Genomic DNA, 19,761 nt, shown 5'->3' with positions numbered 1-19,761 from the left:
TCAGGCGCTCGGCGGCGGTGCCCAGTGCGTCATCATCGCGAGCAGGCGATGCAGCTTCTCACGCAGCTCGCGACGGTCGACGATCATGTCGATGGCGCCGTGCTCGAACAGGAACTCGGCGCGCTGGAAGCCTTCCGGCAGCTTCTGGCGCACGGTCTGCTCGATCACGCGCGGGCCGGCGAAGCCGACCAGGGCGCGCGGCTCGGAGATGATGATGTCGCCGAGCATCGCGAGGCTCGCCGACACACCGCCCATGGTCGGATGCGTGAGCACCGAGATGAACGGCAGGCCGCGCTCGGAGAGCTTGGCGAGCGCAGCGGAGGTCTTGGCCATCTGCATGAGCGAGAACAGCGACTCCTGCATGCGCGCGCCGCCGGTGGCCGAGAAGCAGACGTACGGAATACCCGCTTCGAGCGCCGCGTTGGCACCGTGCACGAACTTCTCGCCGACGACGCTGCCCATCGAGCCGCCCATGAAGCCGAACTCGAAAGCCGACACCACCAGCGGCAGGCCGATGATCTGGCCCTTCATGACCACCAGCGCGTCCTTCTCGCCGGTGTCGGCCTGGGCCTCCTTGACGCGGTCGGTGTACTTGCGCGAGTCCTTGAACTTGAGCGGATCGGCCGGCGCGAGATCGGTCGCGATCTCGACGCGCGGCTCCTTGTCGAGCAGCTGGTTCAGACGCGAGCGCGCCGTGATCGGGCGATGCGCCGAACACTTGGGACAGACCTCGAGCGTCCGCTCGAGCTCGGCACGATAAAGCACCGAACCGCAGCCCTCACACTTGGTCCAGAGGCCTTCGGGAACGTTGTGCTTGCGCACGCCCGTGGTCAGCAACTGCGATCCAGAAATTTTGTCGAGCCAGCTCATGTCCTTGCACCTGTTCCTTAAGTGTTGACTCTGTGATGACTCTTCGATGATTCGTCCAACGCACCACGCATCGCCTTGAGCTTGTCCCTGAGCAGAGCCGGCAACATGGCTGGCGTCGATTGATGCTTTTCGATTTCGCCGACCAGGGCGCTACCGACGATGACGCCGTCGGACACCTCTCCGACCCGGGCGGCCGATTCCGCATCGCGGATTCCGAAGCCGACGGCCAGTGGCAGATCGGTGAACCGGCGAATCTCGTCGAGCTTGGTCGCGACGCTGCCCACGTCCAGATTCGCCGAACCGGTGACGCCTTTCACGGAAACATAATACAAATAACCACCTGCCTGCGAGGCCACGGCCTGGATTCGCTCGGCCGGGCTTGTCGGAGCGAGCAGGAAGATCAGATCGATGCCGCGTGCCTTGAGCACCGACGAATACTCCGCCGCCTCCTCTACCGCGAGATCGACGATCAGCACGCCGTCGACCCCCGCCTCCGCCGCCGCGTCCGCGAACGGGGCGAGACCGAGATGTTCCACCGGGTTCAGGTAGCCCATCAGCACGACCGGAGTGCGGGCATTGGCGCGCCGGAACTCCTTCACGATGCCGAGGATCTGCTTGAGGCTGGTGCCGTGCGCGAGCGCGCGTTCGCAGGCGAGCTGGATCACCGGGCCGTCGGCCATCGGATCCGAAAACGGAACGCCGAGCTCGATGATGTCGGCTCCCCCTTCGACCAGCGCATTCATCAGACCCAGGGTGTGGTCCGGATGCGGATCGCCGGCAGTGATGAACGGAATCAGCGCCTTGCGCTGCTGCTGCTTGAGTTGAGCGAGTACCGCAGAGATGCGACTCATGCGTCCTTATGAATTCTGCCGGTCATCGAGCGATGCCGTGATAAGTGATGCGACGATTTCGATTCGTTCTGCCGTAAACCAATGACGCGCTGACGAATGGCTGAATCGGCTTTGAACCGTGACGACTTTACGGGATCGCTGCTTCCACACTCAAGCGTACTGCTTCCGTACGGTTTTCCCATCATGAATTAAAACTTACCGAAAAGTAAGTCGAGCCTATTGGCAGGATTCGAACTCGCAATTGGGAAACCGACTATCCAGCCCTTATCTTTGTTGCATTGCAGCATCCGCTGCACCCTGGGCAGGAAGCCGCCATGAAACGATTGATGCCGAACTTTTCCGACTGGTTCGCAGCCTGGGTAACGGCTGGCCAATACAGCTCCGTCGAGGAGCTCGAGCTCGATACCGATGTACTGCCGCCGAACAAGATTCGACCGTTCCGTGCGCCAGCCAAGGGCATGCCGAACAAAGCTCAGCCACCGGGCCAGCAGCCGAGAAAAGTTCGCTGGGGTTGAGGTTCCCGCAAAGCAAAAGGCCTCCACAGCGGAAGCTGCAGAGGCCTTTTTCATATCCCGCGCCGCCAGATGGTGGGTCGTGATGGATTCGAACCATCGACCAATTGATTAAAAGTCAACTGCTCTACCGACTGAGCTAACGACCCATCTGGACAGCCTTACAAACAAAGCCCCCTGTGCGGGGGCCGCGCATGATACTGGAACCCGTCTTCGGGTTGAATAGTTTTCAGGCCGATTGGTAGCGCGTCGGGTCGGCAAGGCCTGCGGATTCGAAGCCGGCGCGACGCAGCCTGCAGGAGTCGCAGCGTCCGCAAGCGGCTCCCGAATCATCGGCCTGATAGCAGGACACCGTCTGCGCGTAATCCACGCCAAGCCGGGCGCCCTCCGTCACGATCTGCGCCTTGCTCATCGCGATCAGGGGCGTGTGGATGCGAAAACTCGCGCCCTCGACGCCCGCCTTGGTCGCCACGTTCGCGAGCTTCTCGAAGGCTTCGATGAACTCGGGCCTGCAGTCCGGATAGCCCGAGTAATCCACGGCATTGACGCCGATGAACAAATCCGTCGCTCCGACGACTTCGGCCCAGCCCAGGGCGAGCGACAGAAACAAGGTATTGCGCGCGGGCACGTAGGTGACCGGAATCCCGCTCGTAGGCACCTCGGGCACCGCGATCGACCGATCGGTAAGCGCGGAGCCGCCGAGTTCGTCGAGGTTCACCCGCATGACCTGGTGCCGCACCGATCCCATGCTCGTCGCTACTCGGACCGAGGCCTCGATCTCGGCCGAATGACGCTGGCCGTACGAGACCGCGAGCGTATACGGTTCGAAGCCCTGCTCCACCGCCATCGCGAGTACGGTCGCGGAGTCGAGCCCGCCGGACAACAGCACCACGGCTTTTTTACTTGGCTGGCTCATCGTCCCTGCTCCTCACCCCAGAGCTGCTTGTGCAGCTGGGTCTGGAAACGCACCGCGAGGCGATCCTGGACGATCCAGTCCGCAAGCTCGCGGGCTTTCACCTGCCCATGGCTCGGTGAAAAAAGCACCGTGCAGCGGCTCGTGAGCGAATGTTCCTGCACGACGCGCCTGGACCAGTCGTAATCGCTGCGTGAGCAGATCACGAACTTGACCTCGTCATGGCTCGTGAGCTGATCGAAGTTGCTCCAGAGATTTCGCTCGACCTCGCCCGAATCGGGAGTCTTTACGTCGACGACGCGCATCACCCGTGTGTCGACGGCCGACACATCGAGCGCGCCGCTGGTTTCGAGCGAGACGGCGTAGCCGGCGTCGCACAGGCGCTTGAGCAACCCGATGACATTCTTCTGCGCGAGCGGCTCGCCGCCCGTCACGCAGACATGGCGAGCTCCGAGCGCCGCCACTTCCTCGAGGATCTGATCGAAACCCTTCCACTGTCCGCCATGGAAGGCATAAGCGGTATCGCAATACACGCAGCGCAAGGGGCAGCCCGTCAGCCGCACGAAAACCGTGGGCCAGCCTGAATAAGAGGATTCGCCTTGCAGCGAGAGAAAGATTTCAGTGAGCTTCAGCCGTTCGTCACGCGCCGGCGCCGGCTGCGCAACGGCAAAACCCATGGTGCTACTTACCCACCCAATGTTTCCAGTCGCTGCCGGGCGATGTTCGCGGCATTCGACGTGGGGAATTCACGTGTCACGCGCTGGAGCGTTGCCTTGGCATCGCTCGTGCGCTTGAGTTCGATCTGGCACAGCCCGACCTTGACCAGTCCATCGGCCAGCTTGGGGCTGGTCGGAAAACGGTCGACGAGAGCCTGGAAGCTACTCAAGGCACCGTTGTAATCGCGCTTGACGTAGTAAGCCTCGCCCATCCAGTACCAGGAATTATCGGCGTAGCGCCCCTGCGGCCATTGCTGCTGCATGGACTTGAAGCCACGGATGGCGTCGTCGTACTTGCCGTTCTTGAGCAGGTCGAAGGTCGCCAGATAAGCCGCCTCTTCTTCGGGAGACGCAACGGTGGGACGTTGCGGCGTCGGGGCGGTGGCGATGGTGCCCGGAGTAGCGCCTGGGATGATGCCCGGAGCACTCGAAACGGCCGGCGGGGCCGTGCCTTCGAGGCGCTGCAGGCGCGAGTTGACGTCCTGATACAGATCCTTCGCGGTCCGATCGCGCTGATCACTGTCGTAGCGAAGCTTTTCAACCGTGCCGCGAAGATCACGGAGATCCTCGCGCAGGCGGCTGAGTTCCTGATCCGTTGCGCTCGCATTCAGATTATCAAGACGGCGCGACATTGCGGCCGTCTTGTTCTCCAGATCCTGGAGCCGACGCTCTTCCGGCGACAGTTGTCCCGAACCGTTGATCGGCCCACCCATATCCGCGCAGCCACTGACAGAAAGAATCGACAGGAGCACGAGCGCAGAACGGCGGTGGGCCGACATAAGGAGCCTCTTTGACAGATTCGTGAAGAGCGTCAGACGTCAGCGTGTGCGGCTTACTGCTGCACGAACTCGACGCGGCGATTCAGGGACCAAGCCGATTCGTCATGGCCCGGAGCAGCCGGACGCTCTTCACCGTAGCTGACGACGCTGATCTGGCTGGCGGACGCGCCGCCGGCCGTCAGAGCAGCCTGCACGGAGTTGGCGCGGTTCTCACCGAGCGCGATGTTGTACTCGCGGGTGCCACGCTCGTCCGTGTTGCCTTCGAGGCGGACGCGAACGCTCGGATTGGCGGCGAGATAGCGAGCCCACAGCGAGGCCGTGGCCTGGCCTTCGGACGTCAGCTCGGCGCTGTCGTAATCGAAGTACACGACCTTCTTCGACGCGACCTGGGAGGCCAGATCACCGAGGCCCGAACCCGTGACGTTGCTGTCGGTCGCGCCATAGCCGGTCATGCCGCTGTCGGTATTGGAGACCGGAGGCGGAGCCGTGTTCTTCTTGCCCTTGCTCGCGCAACCCGTCACCGCAAGGCTGCCCACGACAACCGCCGCCACCAGAATCTGCTTCAACATTTCAAAGCTCCTGAAAAAAGTCCCGTCATTGTCGGGTAGATAACTAAATTTTTGATTAACGTGACAACGGCGACCACGCGGGCTCTCGAACGTCACCAGGCTGCCGCAGGCGCTGCTTGACCCGACCGTCTGTTGTGACAGTCGCCAGCTCCGCGGCCCCAGATTTCTGGGTCGCGTAGATGATGACTGCACCGTTGGGAGCGAAACTCGGGCTTTCATCCATGTTGCCGTCGCTGAGGATGCGAAGGTTGCCGGAAGCCAAGTCAAGTAGCGCAATACGATAACTGGAATTCTCAACATTGACCAGAGCTAGACTCTTGCCGTCCGGGGCAAAACTGGCGCGCAGATTCTGCTTGCCCTGGAAGGTGATCCGCTGTGCGTCGCCGCCGTTGACCGACGTCCGGTAGAGCTGCGGCTGGCCGCCGCGATCGGACGTGAAAACGATGCTTTGCCCGTCGGGAGCAAACGCAGGCTCGGTGTCGATTCCGTAGTGATCGGTGACCCGGCGCTTACGACCGGATGCGACGTCGAGGATGTAGATGTCGGGGTTGGTTTCGTACGACAGCGTGATGGCCAGCTGCGTACCGTCCGGCGACCAGGCCGGCGAGCCATTGATGCCCTTTTCCGAGATCAGGCGCTTGACCACGCCGGTGGCGATGTCGTGCACGTAGATGCCCGAGCGACCGCGCTCATACGCCACATACGCGAGCTTCTTGCGATCCGGCGACCAGGCGGGCGACATCAGCGTCTCACGCGAGCTTGCGATGGTGCGCGGGTTGAAGCCGTCCGCGTCGGCGATCAGCAGCTGGTAGGTCCGCGAGGGGCCGAAACCGCTCGAAGCCACGTACGCGATCTTGGTGTTGAAGATGCCCGGAATGCCGGTGAGCCGCTCGAAGATCAGGTCGGCGATCTGGTGCGCCACGTAGCGCAGCTGATCGGGTGCGACCGGCGGCATGTCGTAGGCGATCAGCTGCTCGCCGCGATAGACGTCGAGCAAAAAGAAGCGCGTCGACATGCGATCGCTGCCGGGCTCGCGGTTCATGCGGCCGATGACGAGGCTCTCCATGTTGACCGCGCGCCAGTTGCGGAAATCGACCTGGCCGGGCTCGTTCGGACGCTCGAGCATGTCGCCACGCGGCAGCGACTGGAACAGGCCGCTGCGGTTCAAGTCGGCCTCGATGATGCCCGCGACGTCGGTCAGCGACGGATCGTTGCCGGCGAACGGCACGATCGCGATCGGCTTGGCGCGAGTGTTGCCGCCGGTGACCGTGAATTCCAGATCGGCACGCGCGAGCCCCGGCACGACCAGCAATAGGACCAGTATCAGGCGTTTCATAGCATCCATGACTTACCTCGCATGACGAAATCCTCGTGTAACCAATTTCACTACTGCAGCATTTCAGGGGTGAAGATCGGTTTCAGGGTCCGATCGAAGGCCTTCGGGTCCGCGGGCAATGGCAGCGGGCTCGCCTTGAGCACGGCGGTACGGACGGAATCGTCGAACGCCGGCGAACCCGAGCTCTGGATCACGCGCACGTCGATCACCTGGCCGCTCGGCAGCAGGGTGATCGTGACCTGGCAGCGCAGGTTGTTCGGCAGGCCCGGAATGCGGTCCCAGTAGCGGCTGATGTGCTCGATGAGCTGCTGCTGCCAGGTGGCCTGCACGCCCTGGATGTACTCGCCTTCGGCGCGCGCGGCCTCCTCGGCCATCATCTTGCGCGCCATGTCCTCTTGCTGCTTGCGCGCGTTCTCTTCACGACGGCGCTGCTCCTCGGCCGCCTTGCGCGCCGCCTCTTCGGCCTTCTTCTTTTCGGCTTCGGCGCGGGCGCGCGCCTCGTCTTCCTGGCGCTTCTTCTCGGCGGCTTCCGCTTCGGCTTTCTGGCGAGCGTCTTCGGCGACCTTCTGCTTGGCGGCTTCTTCGGCCTTCTTCTTCTCGGCCGCCTCGGCGTCGGCCTTTTTCTTGGCTTCTTCTTCCTGGGCTTTGCGCAGCGCAAGCTCGGCCTGCTTCTTTTTCTCAGCCTCCGCTTCGGCTTGTTTCTTCTTCTCGGCCTCGGCCAGGGTCTTCTTCTGCTCTTCGGCCTTGCGCGCCTCGAGCTGCCGCTGCTGCTCGGCCTTTTCCTGCTGCTGGGCCTTGAGCTTTTCTTCCTGCGCGCGAGCCTGCTTCTTGATTTCTTCCTGGCGCTGCTGCTCGCGCTTCTTGAGCTCTTCCTGGCGCTTGCCTTCTTCGGCCTTGCGCTGCTCGGCCATGTCGTCGGTCTTCTGCTCCGGCGTGACGCGCGGCGTGTCGGTCGGCGTGTCCTGCTTGGCCGAAGGCTTGGGGACGACCATCGCCACCATGACCGGCGGCGGCTCGATCTTGGTCTGGCACTGCACACCGAAGATCATCAGCAGGATCAACGCGGCATGCGCGGCTGCCGCCAGCAGGAAATGGCGCTTCGAAACGGGCATGCAGCCTCAGTTCTTCTTGGGCGTCGTAACCACGGGGTCGGTCACGAAACCGATCTTCTGCACACCGGCGCTTTGCAGCACGGCCATGGCGCGGGCGACCGATTCGTAAGGCACTTTGGCGTCACCTTCGACCAGAAACATCTCCTGCGGCTTGTTGCGGACGATGGCGCCGGCACGCGCACGAACGTCTTCGTCCGACAGCGGGGAGTCCTTGTTGTCGCCGACGTTGAGGAAGAACTCGCCGTCGCGGTTGACCGACAGCGTGATCGGCTCGTCGCCCTGCGTCATCTGCTGGCCATCGGTGGCCGGAAGCTCCACTTCGATGCCCTGCGTGAGCAGCGGCGCGGTGACCATGAAGATGATCAGCAGCACCAGCATGACGTCGATGTACGGCACCACATTCATCTCGGCATTCATGCGGCGCTTCTTGCCGCCGCGCGGACTGACGGAAGCGCCCATGCTCAGCTCTTCGCGCTACGCAGCGCGCGTTCGATGATGCCGATCATTTCGTCGGAGAACGTCATGTAGCGGTTCTCCAGGCTTTCCACGCTGCGCGTGAAGAAGTTGTACGCCACGACCGCCGGAATCGCCGCGAACAAGCCGATGGCGGTGGCGATCAGCGCTTCGGCGATGCCTGGCGCGACCATCGCGAGCGAGGCCTGCTTGACGTTACCGATGGCGATGAAGGCGCTCATGATGCCCCAGACGGTGCCGAGCAGACCGACGTAGGGACTCACCGAACCGATCGTCGCGAGCAGCGAAAGGCCGCCTTCGAGACGCTCGACCTCGCGCACCTGGGCGACGCGCATCTGCCGCTGCACGGCGGCCATGATGTCGTCCGGATCGATGCGTCCACCCTGCTGCTGGCGCGTATATTCCTCGAAGCCCGCCGAGAAGATCGGCACTAGGCCTTCGTCTTCCTTGTTGCGGCGCGTCGATTCGTAGAGATCGGTCAGCGCGCCGCCGGACCAGAAGCGGTTTTCGAAATCATCGGCGGCTTTGCGGGTCCGGGCCAGCAGATTGCGCTTGGCAAAGATCACCGCCCAGCTTCCCACCGATGCCAGCAACAGCAACAGCATGATGAACTGGACCGGCAAGCTCGCCTGCGCGACGAGATGTGCCAGCGACAGATTGGCATTCATTCCCCGATGACCCTCCGAAACGTCTGGATAAAAACGAAAGACCGACGCCCGAGCGACGGCAACGCCTCGGGGCGTGACACATGAGTCTGTGATTATATGCTCAACAATGTGGCGTCAGCGCATGAATTTGGAGTGAACCCGCTGCCTTTCAGACAGTAAACCCGAGCTCCGGCATGCGCCTGGGCGCAAACGTACGCGCATCGACACACGCCACCAGTACACGCGCCTGGCACAGGACGGCAGCGCGATCGCCACGACGGCTCAGGGTTTGCGCGAACGTCAGCGAGGCTTTCTTGAGCTCGGCGACGCCGGTGACGACCTCAAGTTCGTCGTCGAGCCGCGCGGGCCGCTTGTACTGGATATCCAGACTGGCCACCGTGAACGCCACCCCGACCTCGCGCATGAGCTTGTCCTGATCGAAGCCCAGGGCGCGCAGCCATTCGGTGCGTCCGCGTTCGAACCAGCGCAGGTAGTTGGCGTGATAGACCACGCCCGAGGCGTCGGTATCTTCCCAGTAGACGCGCACGGGCCAGCAGTGGCTGTCGCTGCTCATCGCCTGCGACTCAGTCCGATCCGAACAGATCGGGCGTCACGCGCGTTTCGAGCCCGGTGGGCGGCTTGAGCCCGTAGTGCTGATAGGCCAGGCGCCCGGCCACGCGACCGCGCGGCGTGCGCATCAGATAGCCCTGCTGGATCAGGTAGGGCTCGATCACGTCTTCGATGGTGTCGCGCGATTCGCCGATCGCGGCCGCGAGGTTGTCGACGCCGGCCGGCCCGCCGTCGAAGCGCTCGATCAGGGCCAGCAGCAGCTTGCGGTCCATCAGGTCGAAGCCGTTGGAATCGACGTCGAGCAGCTTCATCGCCTCGCCCGCGATCTGCTGGGTGATCACGCCCTGCCCACGCACCTCCGCGTAATCGCGTACGCGGCGCAGCAGGCGGTTGGCGATGCGCGGGGTGCCGCGCGAACGGCGCGCAATTTCGTGTGCGCCGCCGTCTTCCATCGGCGCCTTCAGAATGCCGGCCGAGCGCTCGACGATGCTCGCGAGATCCTCGACCGAATAGAACTCGAGTCGCTGCACGATGCCGAAACGATCGCGCAGCGGGCTCGTCAGTGCACCGGCGCGAGTGGTCGCGCCGACCAGCGTGAACGGCGGCAGATCGAGCCGGATCGAACGCGCCGCCGGGCCCTCGCCGATCATGATGTCGAGCTGGTAATCCTCCATCGCCGGATACAGCACTTCCTCGACGACCGGCGACAGCCGATGGATTTCGTCGACGAACAGCAGATCGCGCGGCTCGAGGTTGGTCAGCAACGCGGCCAGATCGCCGGCGCGTTCGAGCACCGGGCCGGAGGTCTGGCGCAGGTTCACGCCCATTTCCTCGGCCAGGATGTGCGCGAGCGTGGTCTTGCCGAGGCCCGGCGGGCCGAAGATCAGTACGTGGTCGAGCGCTTCGTTGCGACGGCGGGCGGCCTCGATCGAAATGCTCATCTGCTCGCGAACCACCGGCTGGCCGACATAGTCCGCGAGCCGATGCGGGCGGATCGCGCGCTCGATGCGCTCCTCGTCGGAGCCGCCGACGCTCGCGGAAACGGCGCGGTCGGAGCTTGGCTTAGCGGACGGCACGGCGCAGCGCTTCCTGGATGATCTGTTCGGTGCTCATGCCGTCCTTGTGGACGGCATCGGTGAAGCGCTGGATCTCGGCCGGCTTGTAGCCGAGCGCGACGAGCGCCGCCTTGGCCTCCTGCAGCGGGCTGCCCGCTTCGGCCGTCACCGCGCCCGGCAACCCGAAACTGCCCGCATCGCCGCCACCGGCCTTGTCGCGCATTTCCACGACGAGACGCTCGGCGGTCTTCTTGCCGACGCCCGGCACCTTGGTCAGCCGGGCCACTTCGCCGGCGCGCACGGTGCTCCAGAAATCCTCGACGCTGATGCCCGACAGCAGTGACAGCGCGAGCTTGGGGCCGACGCCTGAAATCTTGATGAGCTCGCGGAACAGCGCCTTCTCGACGCTGCTGCCGAAGCCGAACAGCAGGTGTGCGTCCTCGCGCACGGTCAGGTGCGTCTGCAGCGTCACCGTCTCGCCGAGTGCCGGCAGCTTGTAGAAGGTCGACATCGGCGCCTCGACCTCGTAGCCGACGCCGCCGACGTCGAGCACGAGCAAAGGCGGCTGTTTTAAGACGAGCTTTCCGGTCAGGCGTCCGATCATGGCGGCAGTATTCGGGTTTGGCTGCGTGGGAACAAGCTCGATGGCGACGGCCTGACCGCGACGCGTCGAGCCGCCGGACTCAGCCCCAGGCCTTGTTGAGCGCGATGCCGGTCTTCACGCGCGTGCCGCGCACATGCGCATGCGTGAGCGCGACCGCGAGCGCGTCAGAGGCGTCGGCCGTCAGCTTGTCCTGCAGGTTCAGCAGCACCTTGACCATGTGCTGCACCTGCTGCTTCTCGGCGCGGCCATTGCCCGCGATGGCGACCTTGACCTGGGCCGCGGCGTATTCGGCCATCGGCACGCCGGAACCGGCGATCGCGCAGATCGCCGCGCCGCGCGCCTGGCCGAGCACGAGCGCACTCGCGGCATTGGCGCGGTTGACGAAGGTTTCTTCGATCGCGACCTCCGCAGGCGCGTACTCCTCGATGATCTCGGTGAGCCCACGCAGGATCTTGAGCAGGCGCGGGGCGAGCTCACCGTCGCCGAGCGACAGGCAGCCGTTCGCGATGTGCACGCTGCGATGGCCGCTGGTCTCGATGATGCCGTAGCCGGTCTTGCGCGACCCCGGATCGATGCCGAGGATGCGGACTTTCGCGGCCATGGGCCTGCCTCGCCCGGTCAGGCCGGCAGTTCGGCGTTGTGATAGACCTCTTGGGTGTCGTCGAGCTCTTCGAGGCGATCGATGAGCTTCTGCAGCGTTTCCGCCGCCTCGCCTTCGACGGCCACGCGGTTCGACGGCCGCTGGGTCACGCGCGCCTGCGCCGGTTCGAGCTTGGCATCGACGAGCGCCTTCTTGACCGCTTCGAAGGCATCGGGCTGGGTCACGACTTCGCACCAGCCGCCGTCGGTCTGCACGTCGTCCGCACCGGCTTCGAGCGCGACTTCGAGAATCTTCTCCTCGAGCTCCGGATTGGCGCTGACGTCGAACCAGAGCTGGCCGGCTTCGGCGAACTGGAAGGCCACCGAGCCGCTCGTGCCCATGTTGCCGCCGTGCTTGGAGAACGCGTGGCGCACGTCGGCGACCGTGCGCGTCGGGTTGTCGGTCACGCAGTCGACGATCACCGCGATGCCGCCCGGGCCGTAGCCTTCGTAGCGAACTTCCTGCTGGGCATCGGCGCCTTCGCCGCTCGCGCGCTTGATCGCGGTCTCGATCTTGTCCTTGGTCATGTTGACGTCGAGCGCCCTCGACACGGCCAGACGCAGGCGCGGATTACCTGCCGGGTCGGGCCCCGAGGCGCGCACCGCCAGGCTGATCTCGCGGATCAGCTTGGTGAAGACCTTGGCTTTGACGGCATCGGCCGCGTTCTTGCGACCTTCGATACTCGGACCACGACCCATGACAAGACTCTCGGCAGAAGCGTTGGGCCGGAAGTTTAGAGCTTGGCCCGAGATTAGAGTTAGAACTTGAACCGGAAGCCGAGGTGGAAACCGTCGTCCGCATCGAAGGCGTGGCCGTTCTCGGGGTCGATGCGCAGCTGGCGATAGCCCACGTAAACCGAGGCGTTGCGCAGGATCTGGTAATCCGCGGACAGCGACCACTCGGACTGATCCTCGATATCGCCGAAGCTCAGCACCTTGGGCGAGTACCAGAAATAGCCCTGCAGGCCCAGGCGTTCGAAGCCCGCGAGGCGGATGTCGAACTGGCCGCCGAGGGCGACGCCGCCACCGTCGCCACCGCGAGCGTCGACGTATTGGCCGCGCAGGCCGAGACCGGCGGTGGCCCGCACTTCCTGCGCCCCGGTATCGCCGGTGGCGAGCAGCCCCGCATGGAGCTGCGTCAGGTCGAGATTCTCGTCGTCGCTGTAGAGAGCACCGAGCTGGTACTGGCCTTCGGCGCTCGTCGAGAACAGGCTCGACAGCGCGCCGCTGAATTCACCGCGCACCGCCTCGTCGTTGAGGTTCAAGTCGAGCGACGCCGACTGGGCCGGCAGGGCCGCACCGCCCAGCAAAAGGGCCGGTACCAGCATTTTGAGCAGCTTCATTCTCTCTCCTGATCGTGTATTCCGGGGCCGCGGCAACCGGCACGGAACCCGTGCCGCGGCTTCCGGTATTGGGAGCCGCGCTTACTTGCGCGGCTTGTTGATGCCGTGAATCGCGCGACCGTCGACCGACAGGATGGCGTCGTGGAAGGTCTCCGCGAGCGTCGGGTGGCCATGCATGGTCAGCGCGAGGTCTTCGACCGTGGCCGAGTATTCGAGCGCCAGCACCGATTCGGCGATCAGCTCGGAGGCGAACGGACCCACCATGTGCACGCCGAGGATGCGATCGGTCTTGACGTCAGCGATCACCTTGACGGTGCCGGCAGCCTGTTCCATCGCCTTGGCGCGGCCCGAGGACACGAACGAGCCCGTGCCGGTCTTGACCTCGAAGCCGGCCGCCTTGGCCGCTTCCTCGGACAGTCCGACCCAGGAAACTTCGGGCGCCGTGTAGATGACCGACGGAATCGCGTTGTAGTTGACCTGCGTGTGGTGACCGGCGATCTGCTCGGCCAGGGCCACGCCTTCCTCGATCGCCTTGTGCGCGAGCATCGCGCCGCCGATCACGTCGCCGATCGCGTAGACGCCGGGCACGTTGGTCTTGTAGTGACCATCGACCTTGACGAAGCCGCGCTCGTCGAACGCCACGCCGATGCCCTGCGCGTTGACGCCATCGGTGTAGGGCTTGCGGCCCACCGCGACGACGAGCTTGTCGAAGGTCTCGGTCTTCTTCTCGCCGCCCTGTTCGTACTCGACGACCACGGCATCGCCCTCGACCTTGGCCCCGGCCACCTTGGCGCCGAGGCGGATGTCGAGGCCCTGCTTGGTCAGGTGCTTGAGGGTTTCCTTGGCGATGGCCTGGTCGACCATCGGCAGGAAGGTCGGCAGCGCTTCGATGATGACGGTCTTGGCGCCGAGGCGCGCCCAGACGCTGCCGAGTTCGGTGCCGATCACGCCGGCGCCGATCACGCCGAGGCGCTTCGGCACTTCGGTGAAATCGAGCGCGCCCCAGGAATCGACGATCTTGTCGTTGTCGAAGGCCGCGATCTTGAGGTTCACGGGCGCCGAGCCGGTGGCGATGACGACGTGCTTGCCGACCAGTTCCTGGGTCTTGCCATCGTGGCCCTTGAACTCGACCTTGCCGTCGCCGAGCAGCTTGCCGAAGCCGAACAGGCCGGTGACCTTGTTGGCCTGGAACAGCGCCTTGATGCCGCCGGTGAGGTCACGCGAAATCTTGGTCTTGCGGGCCTGCATCTTGCTCAGGTCGAAGGCGACCTCGCCCGTGCTGATGCCATGTTTCTCGAACTCGTGCTGTGCACGATGCACGAGTTCGGACGATTCGAGCAGTGCCTTGGACGGAATGCAGCCGGCGTTCAAGCAGGTGCCGCCGAAAGCAGGCGAATCGTCCTTGTTGAGCCAGGCGTCGATGCACACCGTCTTGAGGCCCAGCTGCGCGGCGCGGATCGCAGCGGGATAACCGGCCGGACCGCCACCAATCACGATTACATCGTAGTTTTCGCTCATCTTTCTCTCTCTCGGTGATGCGAATATTGTAACCCCAGTAGATGGCCGGGCGCAGGGTTCGAGCGCGCACGGAATTTGCGATCACGCGCATTCAAGAACCAGAACGGAGTCTGCAGAATGACGAACACCGAACGTCGTGCAAGTGAGCGCGCCTCCCTCGATATACGGGATCTGCGTCGTTCCTTCCTCGACAACCTGCTCTACGTACAGGGCAAGTTTCCGAAGCTCGCGAACAACGCCGACTACTATCTGGCCCTCGCCCACACGGTGCGCGATCGCCTGATGCAGCGCTGGATCAGCACCGCATCGGCCTACACCTCGCAGGCGTCGCGTACGGTTTGCTATCTGTCGGCCGAATTCCTGATGGGCCCGCACCTGGGCAACAACCTGGTCAACCTGGGCATCTACGACGAGACGGCGACGATGGTTGCCGAACTCGGACTCGATCTCGAAGACCTGCTGTATCAGGAAGAAGAGCCCGGGCTCGGCAACGGCGGCCTGGGCCGCCTAGCGGCCTGCTTCATCGATTCGCTCGCCACGCTCGAAGTGCCGGCGCTCGGCTACGGCATTCGCTACGAATACGGCATCTTCCACCAGACCCTCGTCGACGGCTGGCAGGCCGAAAAGACCGACAAGTGGCTGCGCTACGGCAATCCCTGGGAGATCGCGCGCCCCGAGTGGACCGTGGAGATCCGTTTCGGCGGACACACCGAGCAGTACGTCGACGAGCAGCAACGCCTGCGCGTGCGCTGGCTGCCCGCGCGCGTCGTCCTCGGCGTTCCGCACGACACGCCGATCCTCGGCTATCACGTCAACACCGCGAACACGCTGCGCCTGTGGAAGGCCGAGGCGCCCGAATCGTTCGACTTCGGCCAGTTCAACCGCGGCGATTACGCCGGCGCGGTGACGCAGAAGATCGTCTCCGAGAACCTATCGAAGGTGCTCTATCCGAACGACGAGCAGGAAGCCGGCAAGGAGCTGCGCCTGCAGCAGCAGTACTTCTTCGTCTCCGCCTCGCTGCAGGACATGCTGCGCATCCTCAGAATCCAGGGCGTTCCGGTCGAGCGCTTCCACGAGAAGTTCGCGGTGCAGCTCAACGACACGCATCCGGCCATCGGCGTCGCCGAGCTCATGCGCCTACTCGTCGACGAACATCTGCTGGCCTGGGATACGGCCTGGGATATCACCTGCAAGAGTTTTGGATATACCAACCACACGCTGATGCCCGAAGCGCTCGAGCGCTGGTCGTTGCCGCTGTTCCAGCGCGTGCTGCCGCGACATCTCGAGATCATCTACGAGATCAATGCGCGCTTCCTCGACCAGGTGCGCCTGCGTTTCTTCGGCGACGAGCAGCGCCTGGCCCGCATGTCGCTGATCGACGAGCAGGGGCCGCGCTACGTCCGCATGGCCAACCTCGCCTGCGCCGGCAGCCACGCGATCAACGGCGTGGCCGATCTGCACACCGAGCTGCTCAAGCAGGACGTGCTCAAGGATTTCTACGAACTCTGGCCCGAAAAGTTCAGCAACAAGACCAACGGTGTCACCCCACGCCGCTGGATCGTGCTCGCCAATCCACGGCTCACCGCGCTGATCAGCGAGACGCTCGGCGAAGGCTGGATCAAGGATCTGGGCCAGCTGCGAGGGCTCGAATCGCATATCGAGAATGCGGACTTTCGCTTGCGCTGGGCCAAGGTCAAGCGCGACAACAAGGTCGATCTCGCTGCGCACATCACGCGACGGCTTGGGATTTCGATCAACCCGGATTCGATCTTCGACGTACAGGTCAAGCGCATCCACGAGTACAAGCGCCAGCATCTGGCCGCGCTGCACATCATCGCGCTGTATCTGCGCATCAAGGCCAACCCGAACATCGATCTGACGCCGCGCACGTTCATCTTCGGCGGCAAGGCGGCGCCGGGCTATTTCATGGCCAAGCTCATGATCAAGCTCATCACTGCGATCGGCGACGTCGTCAACGTCGATCCGGCCGTGCGCGACCGGCTCAAGGTCGTGTTCATGCCGAACTTCTCGGTCACCAACGGCCAGCGCATCTATCCGGCCGCCGATCTGTCCGAGCAGATCAGCACCGCCGGCAAGGAGGCCTCGGGCACCGGCAACATGAAGTTCCAGATGAACGGTGCGCTGACGATCGGCACGATGGATGGCGCCAACATCGAAATCCAGCAGGAAGTCGGCGCCGAGAATTTCTTCCAGTTCGGCCTGTCGACGCCCGAGGTCTACGCGCTCGGCGCGAGCGGCTACCGGCCCATGGAGTATTACCAGCGCAGCGATTCGCTACGCGAAGTCATCGACCTGATCGCGAGCGGCTTCTTTTCGCGCGGAGACGCGAGCCTGTTCAAGCCGCTGGTCGACAACCTGCTCTATCACGATCCGTACTTTTTGCTCGCCGACTTCGATTCCTACGTCGCCTGCCAGGACGAAGTCGCACGCGTCTATCGCAATGCCGATCGCTGGACGCGCATGGCCATCCTCAACAGCGCGCGTTCGGGCAAGTTCTCGTCCGATCGCACCATCCTGCAGTACTGCGACGAAATCTGGGGCGCTAAATCGGTGCCGATCCGCCTGCTCACGCAGGAGGACGTCGAGTCCGCCTTCGAGCAGCAGTAGTCGTCCCGAAGTGAAAAAGGCCGCCGGGTTCATCGGCGGCCTTTTCGTTTGTGGTGTCCGATCGCAACTGCGACGTCGTCAGGTGGTTCGCAGCGCACTCGCCTGTCGAGCCAGGGCGGTGATCTCGCTCCAGCGCCCGGCGGCGACCAGATCGTTCGGCACGATCCATGAGCCGCCGACGCAAGCCACGTTCGGCAGCGCGAGAAACTGCGGCGCCGTCGCCGCGTCGATACCGCCAGTGGGGCAGAAGCGCACGTCGGCGAAGACGCTGCCGAGCGCCTTGAGCATGCCGATGCCACCGGCCTGCTGCGCCGGAAACAGCTTCATCGCCGTGAAGCCCGCATCACGACGCAGCATCACGTCCGACGGCGTCATCGCGCCGGGCAGGAACGGCAGGCCCGAATCCCGGATCGCGGACAGCAGCGACGGCGTCGCGCCCGGGCTCACGCCGAACTGCGCGCCTGCGGCGATCGCCTTGTTCAAATCAGCGGGACTGGTGATCGTGCCGGCGCCGACGATGGCCTCAGGAACCGCATCGCGCATCGCGCGCATCGCATCGAGCGCGACGGGCGTGCGCATCGTCACTTCGAGCACGTGCACGCCGCCGTCGACGAGCGCTCGCGCTAGGCCCACGGCCGATTCCAGGCGCTGGATCACGATGACCGGAATCACCGGGCCGGCGGCGAAGATCTCGTCGATAGTCATTGCTCGCGTTCCTCAGGCGTGGGTGTGGGCTGCGACGGCGACTGGCATGGGTGCCGAGACGTCATCGTAAGGCGCGTACATCATCGCGCCCTGCTCGGCTCCGCCCGCGTGCAGGCGCGCGTTGAAGAACAGTTCGCGGCCGGTGCCGTACTCGTTATGCGACAGATCGACGGGCTCGATCCTGCGGCTGTTCCATTCCTCGGCCGCGACGCGCACGAACAGCTCGCCGGTTTCGGCGTCGAGCCGCAGGATGTCGCCATTGCGAACGAGCGCGAGCGGCCCGCCCGACAGGCATTCGGGCGTCACGTGGATCGCCGCGGGCACCTTGCCCGAAGCGCCCGACATGCGGCCGTCGGTCACCAGCGCGACATGAAAGCCCTCGTCCTGCAGCACGCCGAGCGTCGGCGTGAGCTTGTGCAACTCCGGCATGCCGTTCGCGCGCGGGCCCTGATAGCGCACGACGGCGATGAAATCGCGCCGCAGCTCGCCGCGCTTGAACGCGGCCTGCACTTCCTCCTGATCGTTGAAGACGATCGCGGGCGCCTCGACGATGCGATGCTCGGGCTTGACCGCCGATACCTTGATCACCGCTCGACCGAGATTGCCCGTGAGCAGCCGCAAGCCGCCTTCGGGGCTGAACGGATTCGCAGCCGGACGCAGCACGTTCTCGTCGAGGCTCGCGGTCGGCGCGTCCTGCCAGCGCAGCTGGCCGTCGACGAGCTTGGGCTCCTGCGCATAGCGGCGCAAGCCACGACCGACCACGGTGTTGACGTCCTCGTGCAGCAGGCCCGCATCGAGCAGTTGGCCGATCAGGTAGCCCATGCCGCCCGCGGCGTGGAAGTGATTCACGTCGGCCTTGCCGTTCGGGTAGACCTTGGCGAGCAGCGGAATCACCGCCGACAGGTCGGCGAAGTCGTCCCAGTTGATCAGCACGCCGGCCGCGCGCGCCATCGCCACGAGATGGATCGTGTGGTTGGTCGAACCGCCCGTCGCATGCAAGCCGATGATGCCGTTGACGATGGCCTTCTCGTCGATCACCTCGCAGAGCGGCCGGTAGTCGCTGCCGAGCGCGGTGATGCTCGCAGCCTGCTTCGCGGCCTGGCGCGTGAGCGCTTCGCGCAGCGGCGTGTACGGATTGACGAAAGCCGTGCCCGGCAGGTGCACGCCCATGATCTCCATGAGCATCTGGTTCGAATTCGCGGTGCCGTAGAACGTGCAGGTGCCGGGGCCGTGATACGAACGCGCTTCGGATTCGAGCAGGGCCTCGCGATCGACCTTGCCCTGAGCGAACAGCTGGCGAACCTTGGCCTTCTCCTCGTTCGAGATGCCCGAGGTCATCGGCCCGGCCGGCACGAAGATCACCGGCAGATGGCCGAACGCGAGCGCCCCGATCAGCAGGCCCGGCACGATCTTGTCGCAGACGCCCAAGCAGAGCACCGCATCGAAACTGTTGTGCGACAGCGCGACGCCGGTCGACATGGCGATGACGTCGCGCGAGAACAGCGACAGCTCCATGCCGGGCTCACCCTGGGTGACGCCGTCGCACATCGCCGGCACGCCGCCCGCGAACTGCGCGACCGCACCGGCCTCGCGCGCGGCCTGCTTGATCAGCGCCGGAAAATGCTCGAGCGGTTGGTGCGCCGACAGCATGTCGTTGTAGGCCGAGACGATACCGATGCTCGGCCAGCGCGCCTGGCGCAAGGTCTGCTTGTCGTCGTCGCCGAAGGCCGCGAAGGCGTGCGCGAGGTTGGTACACGGCATGTGCGAGCGCACCGTGCCCTTCTGTCGCGCGGCGTGCATGCGACCGAGATAGGCTTTGCGCGTAGTTTCGCTGCGTGCGCGAATGCGTTGCGTAACCGCAGCGACGGTTGGGTGCAACTCGACTTGCTTCATGACATCTCCCTGTCCATTTGAATGGAC

21 protein-coding genes and 1 tRNA gene are annotated in these 19,761 nt (G+C 64.4%); 2 read left to right on the top strand and 20 right to left on the bottom strand.

All coding sequences use genetic code 11. The features are described from left to right. Positions 1 to 870, bottom strand: coding sequence for an acetyl-CoA carboxylase, carboxyltransferase subunit beta (accD, locus tag AC3WUM_RS14220; protein WP_492410996.1), 870 nt, complete (start codon positions 868 to 870; stop codon positions 1 to 3). A gap of 17 nt (positions 871 to 887) precedes the next feature. Next, entirely contained in the window at positions 888 to 1,721 is an 834-nt protein-coding gene (gene trpA / locus AC3WUM_RS14215; RefSeq protein ID WP_492410995.1) for a tryptophan synthase subunit alpha, read from the bottom strand. A gap of 314 nt (positions 1,722 to 2,035) precedes the next feature. On the opposite strand from trpA, the gene AC3WUM_RS14210 reads away from it, so the two are divergent. After that, positions 2,036 to 2,236 carry a hypothetical protein gene (locus AC3WUM_RS14210; protein WP_492410994.1) on the top strand — a complete coding sequence of 67 codons (201 nt, stop codon included), beginning with the start codon at positions 2,036 to 2,038 and terminating at the stop codon, positions 2,234 to 2,236. Between the two features lie 70 nt (positions 2,237 to 2,306). Here AC3WUM_RS14210 and AC3WUM_RS14205 read toward each other — a convergent pair. The 16 genes from AC3WUM_RS14205 to lpdA all read right to left on the bottom strand — a co-directional run bounded on the left by AC3WUM_RS14205 (position 2,307) and on the right by lpdA (position 14,508). After that, positions 2,307 to 2,382 (bottom strand) — tRNA-Lys (locus AC3WUM_RS14205). Positions 2,383 to 2,462: 80 nt separating this feature from the next. After that, complete coding sequence (gene queC, locus AC3WUM_RS14200) at positions 2,463 to 3,149, bottom strand: 7-cyano-7-deazaguanine synthase QueC (RefSeq protein ID WP_492410993.1); 687 nt, start codon at positions 3,147 to 3,149, stop codon at positions 2,463 to 2,465. Then, a complete protein-coding gene (queE, locus tag AC3WUM_RS14195; RefSeq protein WP_492410992.1) occupies positions 3,146 to 3,823 on the bottom strand; it encodes a 7-carboxy-7-deazaguanine synthase QueE in 678 nt (225 codons plus the stop codon). The genes queC and queE overlap by 4 nt, the downstream gene beginning before the upstream one ends. 8 nt (positions 3,824 to 3,831) lie before the next feature. Beyond that, positions 3,832 to 4,641 carry a tol-pal system protein YbgF gene (ybgF, locus tag AC3WUM_RS14190; protein WP_492410991.1) on the bottom strand — a complete coding sequence of 270 codons (810 nt, stop codon included), beginning with the start codon at positions 4,639 to 4,641 and terminating at the stop codon, positions 3,832 to 3,834. A gap of 53 nt (positions 4,642 to 4,694) precedes the next feature. After that, positions 4,695 to 5,210: a peptidoglycan-associated lipoprotein Pal gene (gene pal / locus AC3WUM_RS14185; RefSeq protein WP_492410990.1), complete on the bottom strand. Its 516-nt coding sequence runs from the start codon at positions 5,208 to 5,210 to the stop codon at positions 4,695 to 4,697. A 55-nt stretch (positions 5,211 to 5,265) separates the two neighbouring features. Next, a complete protein-coding gene (gene tolB, locus AC3WUM_RS14180) occupies positions 5,266 to 6,546 on the bottom strand; it encodes a Tol-Pal system beta propeller repeat protein TolB (protein WP_492410989.1) in 1,281 nt (426 codons plus the stop codon). 50 nt (positions 6,547 to 6,596) lie between these two features. Next, positions 6,597 to 7,658 carry a cell envelope integrity protein TolA gene (gene tolA / locus AC3WUM_RS14175; RefSeq protein WP_492410987.1) on the bottom strand — a complete coding sequence of 354 codons (1,062 nt, stop codon included), beginning with the start codon at positions 7,656 to 7,658 and terminating at the stop codon, positions 6,597 to 6,599. A gap of 6 nt (positions 7,659 to 7,664) precedes the next feature. Beyond that, entirely contained in the window at positions 7,665 to 8,117 is a 453-nt protein-coding gene (gene tolR / locus AC3WUM_RS14170; protein WP_492410985.1) for a protein TolR, read from the bottom strand. A gap of 2 nt (positions 8,118 to 8,119) precedes the next feature. Next, positions 8,120 to 8,800: a protein TolQ gene (gene tolQ, locus AC3WUM_RS14165; RefSeq protein WP_492410983.1), complete on the bottom strand. Its 681-nt coding sequence runs from the start codon at positions 8,798 to 8,800 to the stop codon at positions 8,120 to 8,122. A gap of 148 nt (positions 8,801 to 8,948) precedes the next feature. After that, positions 8,949 to 9,353 carry a tol-pal system-associated acyl-CoA thioesterase gene (gene ybgC / locus AC3WUM_RS14160; protein WP_492410982.1) on the bottom strand — a complete coding sequence of 135 codons (405 nt, stop codon included), beginning with the start codon at positions 9,351 to 9,353 and terminating at the stop codon, positions 8,949 to 8,951. A 10-nt stretch (positions 9,354 to 9,363) separates the two neighbouring features. Next, a complete protein-coding gene (gene ruvB / locus AC3WUM_RS14155; protein ID WP_492410981.1) occupies positions 9,364 to 10,425 on the bottom strand; it encodes a Holliday junction branch migration DNA helicase RuvB in 1,062 nt (353 codons plus the stop codon). Beyond that, on the bottom strand, positions 10,412 to 11,008 hold the full coding sequence (ruvA, locus tag AC3WUM_RS14150; protein ID WP_492410980.1) for a Holliday junction branch migration protein RuvA: 597 nt from the start codon (positions 11,006 to 11,008) through the stop codon (positions 10,412 to 10,414). Before ruvA ends, ruvB begins: the two co-directional genes overlap by 14 nt. Before the next feature lie 79 nt (positions 11,009 to 11,087). After that, positions 11,088 to 11,609, bottom strand: coding sequence for a crossover junction endodeoxyribonuclease RuvC (ruvC, locus tag AC3WUM_RS14145; RefSeq protein WP_492410979.1), 522 nt, complete (start codon positions 11,607 to 11,609; stop codon positions 11,088 to 11,090). 17 nt (positions 11,610 to 11,626) lie between these two features. Beyond that, on the bottom strand, positions 11,627 to 12,346 hold the full coding sequence (locus AC3WUM_RS14140) for a YebC/PmpR family DNA-binding transcriptional regulator (RefSeq protein WP_492410978.1): 720 nt from the start codon (positions 12,344 to 12,346) through the stop codon (positions 11,627 to 11,629). Between the two features lie 59 nt (positions 12,347 to 12,405). Continuing rightward, positions 12,406 to 12,990, bottom strand: coding sequence for a YfaZ family outer membrane protein (locus AC3WUM_RS14135; protein WP_492410977.1), 585 nt, complete (start codon positions 12,988 to 12,990; stop codon positions 12,406 to 12,408). Between the two features lie 81 nt (positions 12,991 to 13,071). Continuing rightward, a complete protein-coding gene (lpdA, locus tag AC3WUM_RS14130; RefSeq protein ID WP_492410976.1) occupies positions 13,072 to 14,508 on the bottom strand; it encodes a dihydrolipoyl dehydrogenase in 1,437 nt (478 codons plus the stop codon). A gap of 117 nt (positions 14,509 to 14,625) precedes the next feature. Here lpdA and AC3WUM_RS14125 point away from each other — a divergent pair, with 117 nt between their 5' ends. Continuing rightward, complete coding sequence (locus tag AC3WUM_RS14125) at positions 14,626 to 17,136, top strand: glycogen/starch/alpha-glucan phosphorylase (protein WP_492410975.1); 2,511 nt, start codon at positions 14,626 to 14,628, stop codon at positions 17,134 to 17,136. A 78-nt stretch (positions 17,137 to 17,214) separates the two neighbouring features. On the opposite strand, the gene AC3WUM_RS14120 is transcribed toward AC3WUM_RS14125, so the two are convergent. Continuing rightward, entirely contained in the window at positions 17,215 to 17,841 is a 627-nt protein-coding gene (locus AC3WUM_RS14120; protein ID WP_492410974.1) for a bifunctional 4-hydroxy-2-oxoglutarate aldolase/2-dehydro-3-deoxy-phosphogluconate aldolase, read from the bottom strand. Between the two features lie 12 nt (positions 17,842 to 17,853). Further along, on the bottom strand, positions 17,854 to 19,734 hold the full coding sequence (gene edd / locus AC3WUM_RS14115; RefSeq protein ID WP_492410972.1) for a phosphogluconate dehydratase: 1,881 nt from the start codon (positions 19,732 to 19,734) through the stop codon (positions 17,854 to 17,856). Between the last annotated feature and the right edge of the window lie 27 nt (positions 19,735 to 19,761).

Source organism: Hydrocarboniphaga sp. FW305-C-57 (genome assembly GCF_058783045.1).
The sequence above is the reverse complement of the archived record's forward strand: the minus strand, read 5'-3'. Positions and strand labels throughout refer to the sequence as shown.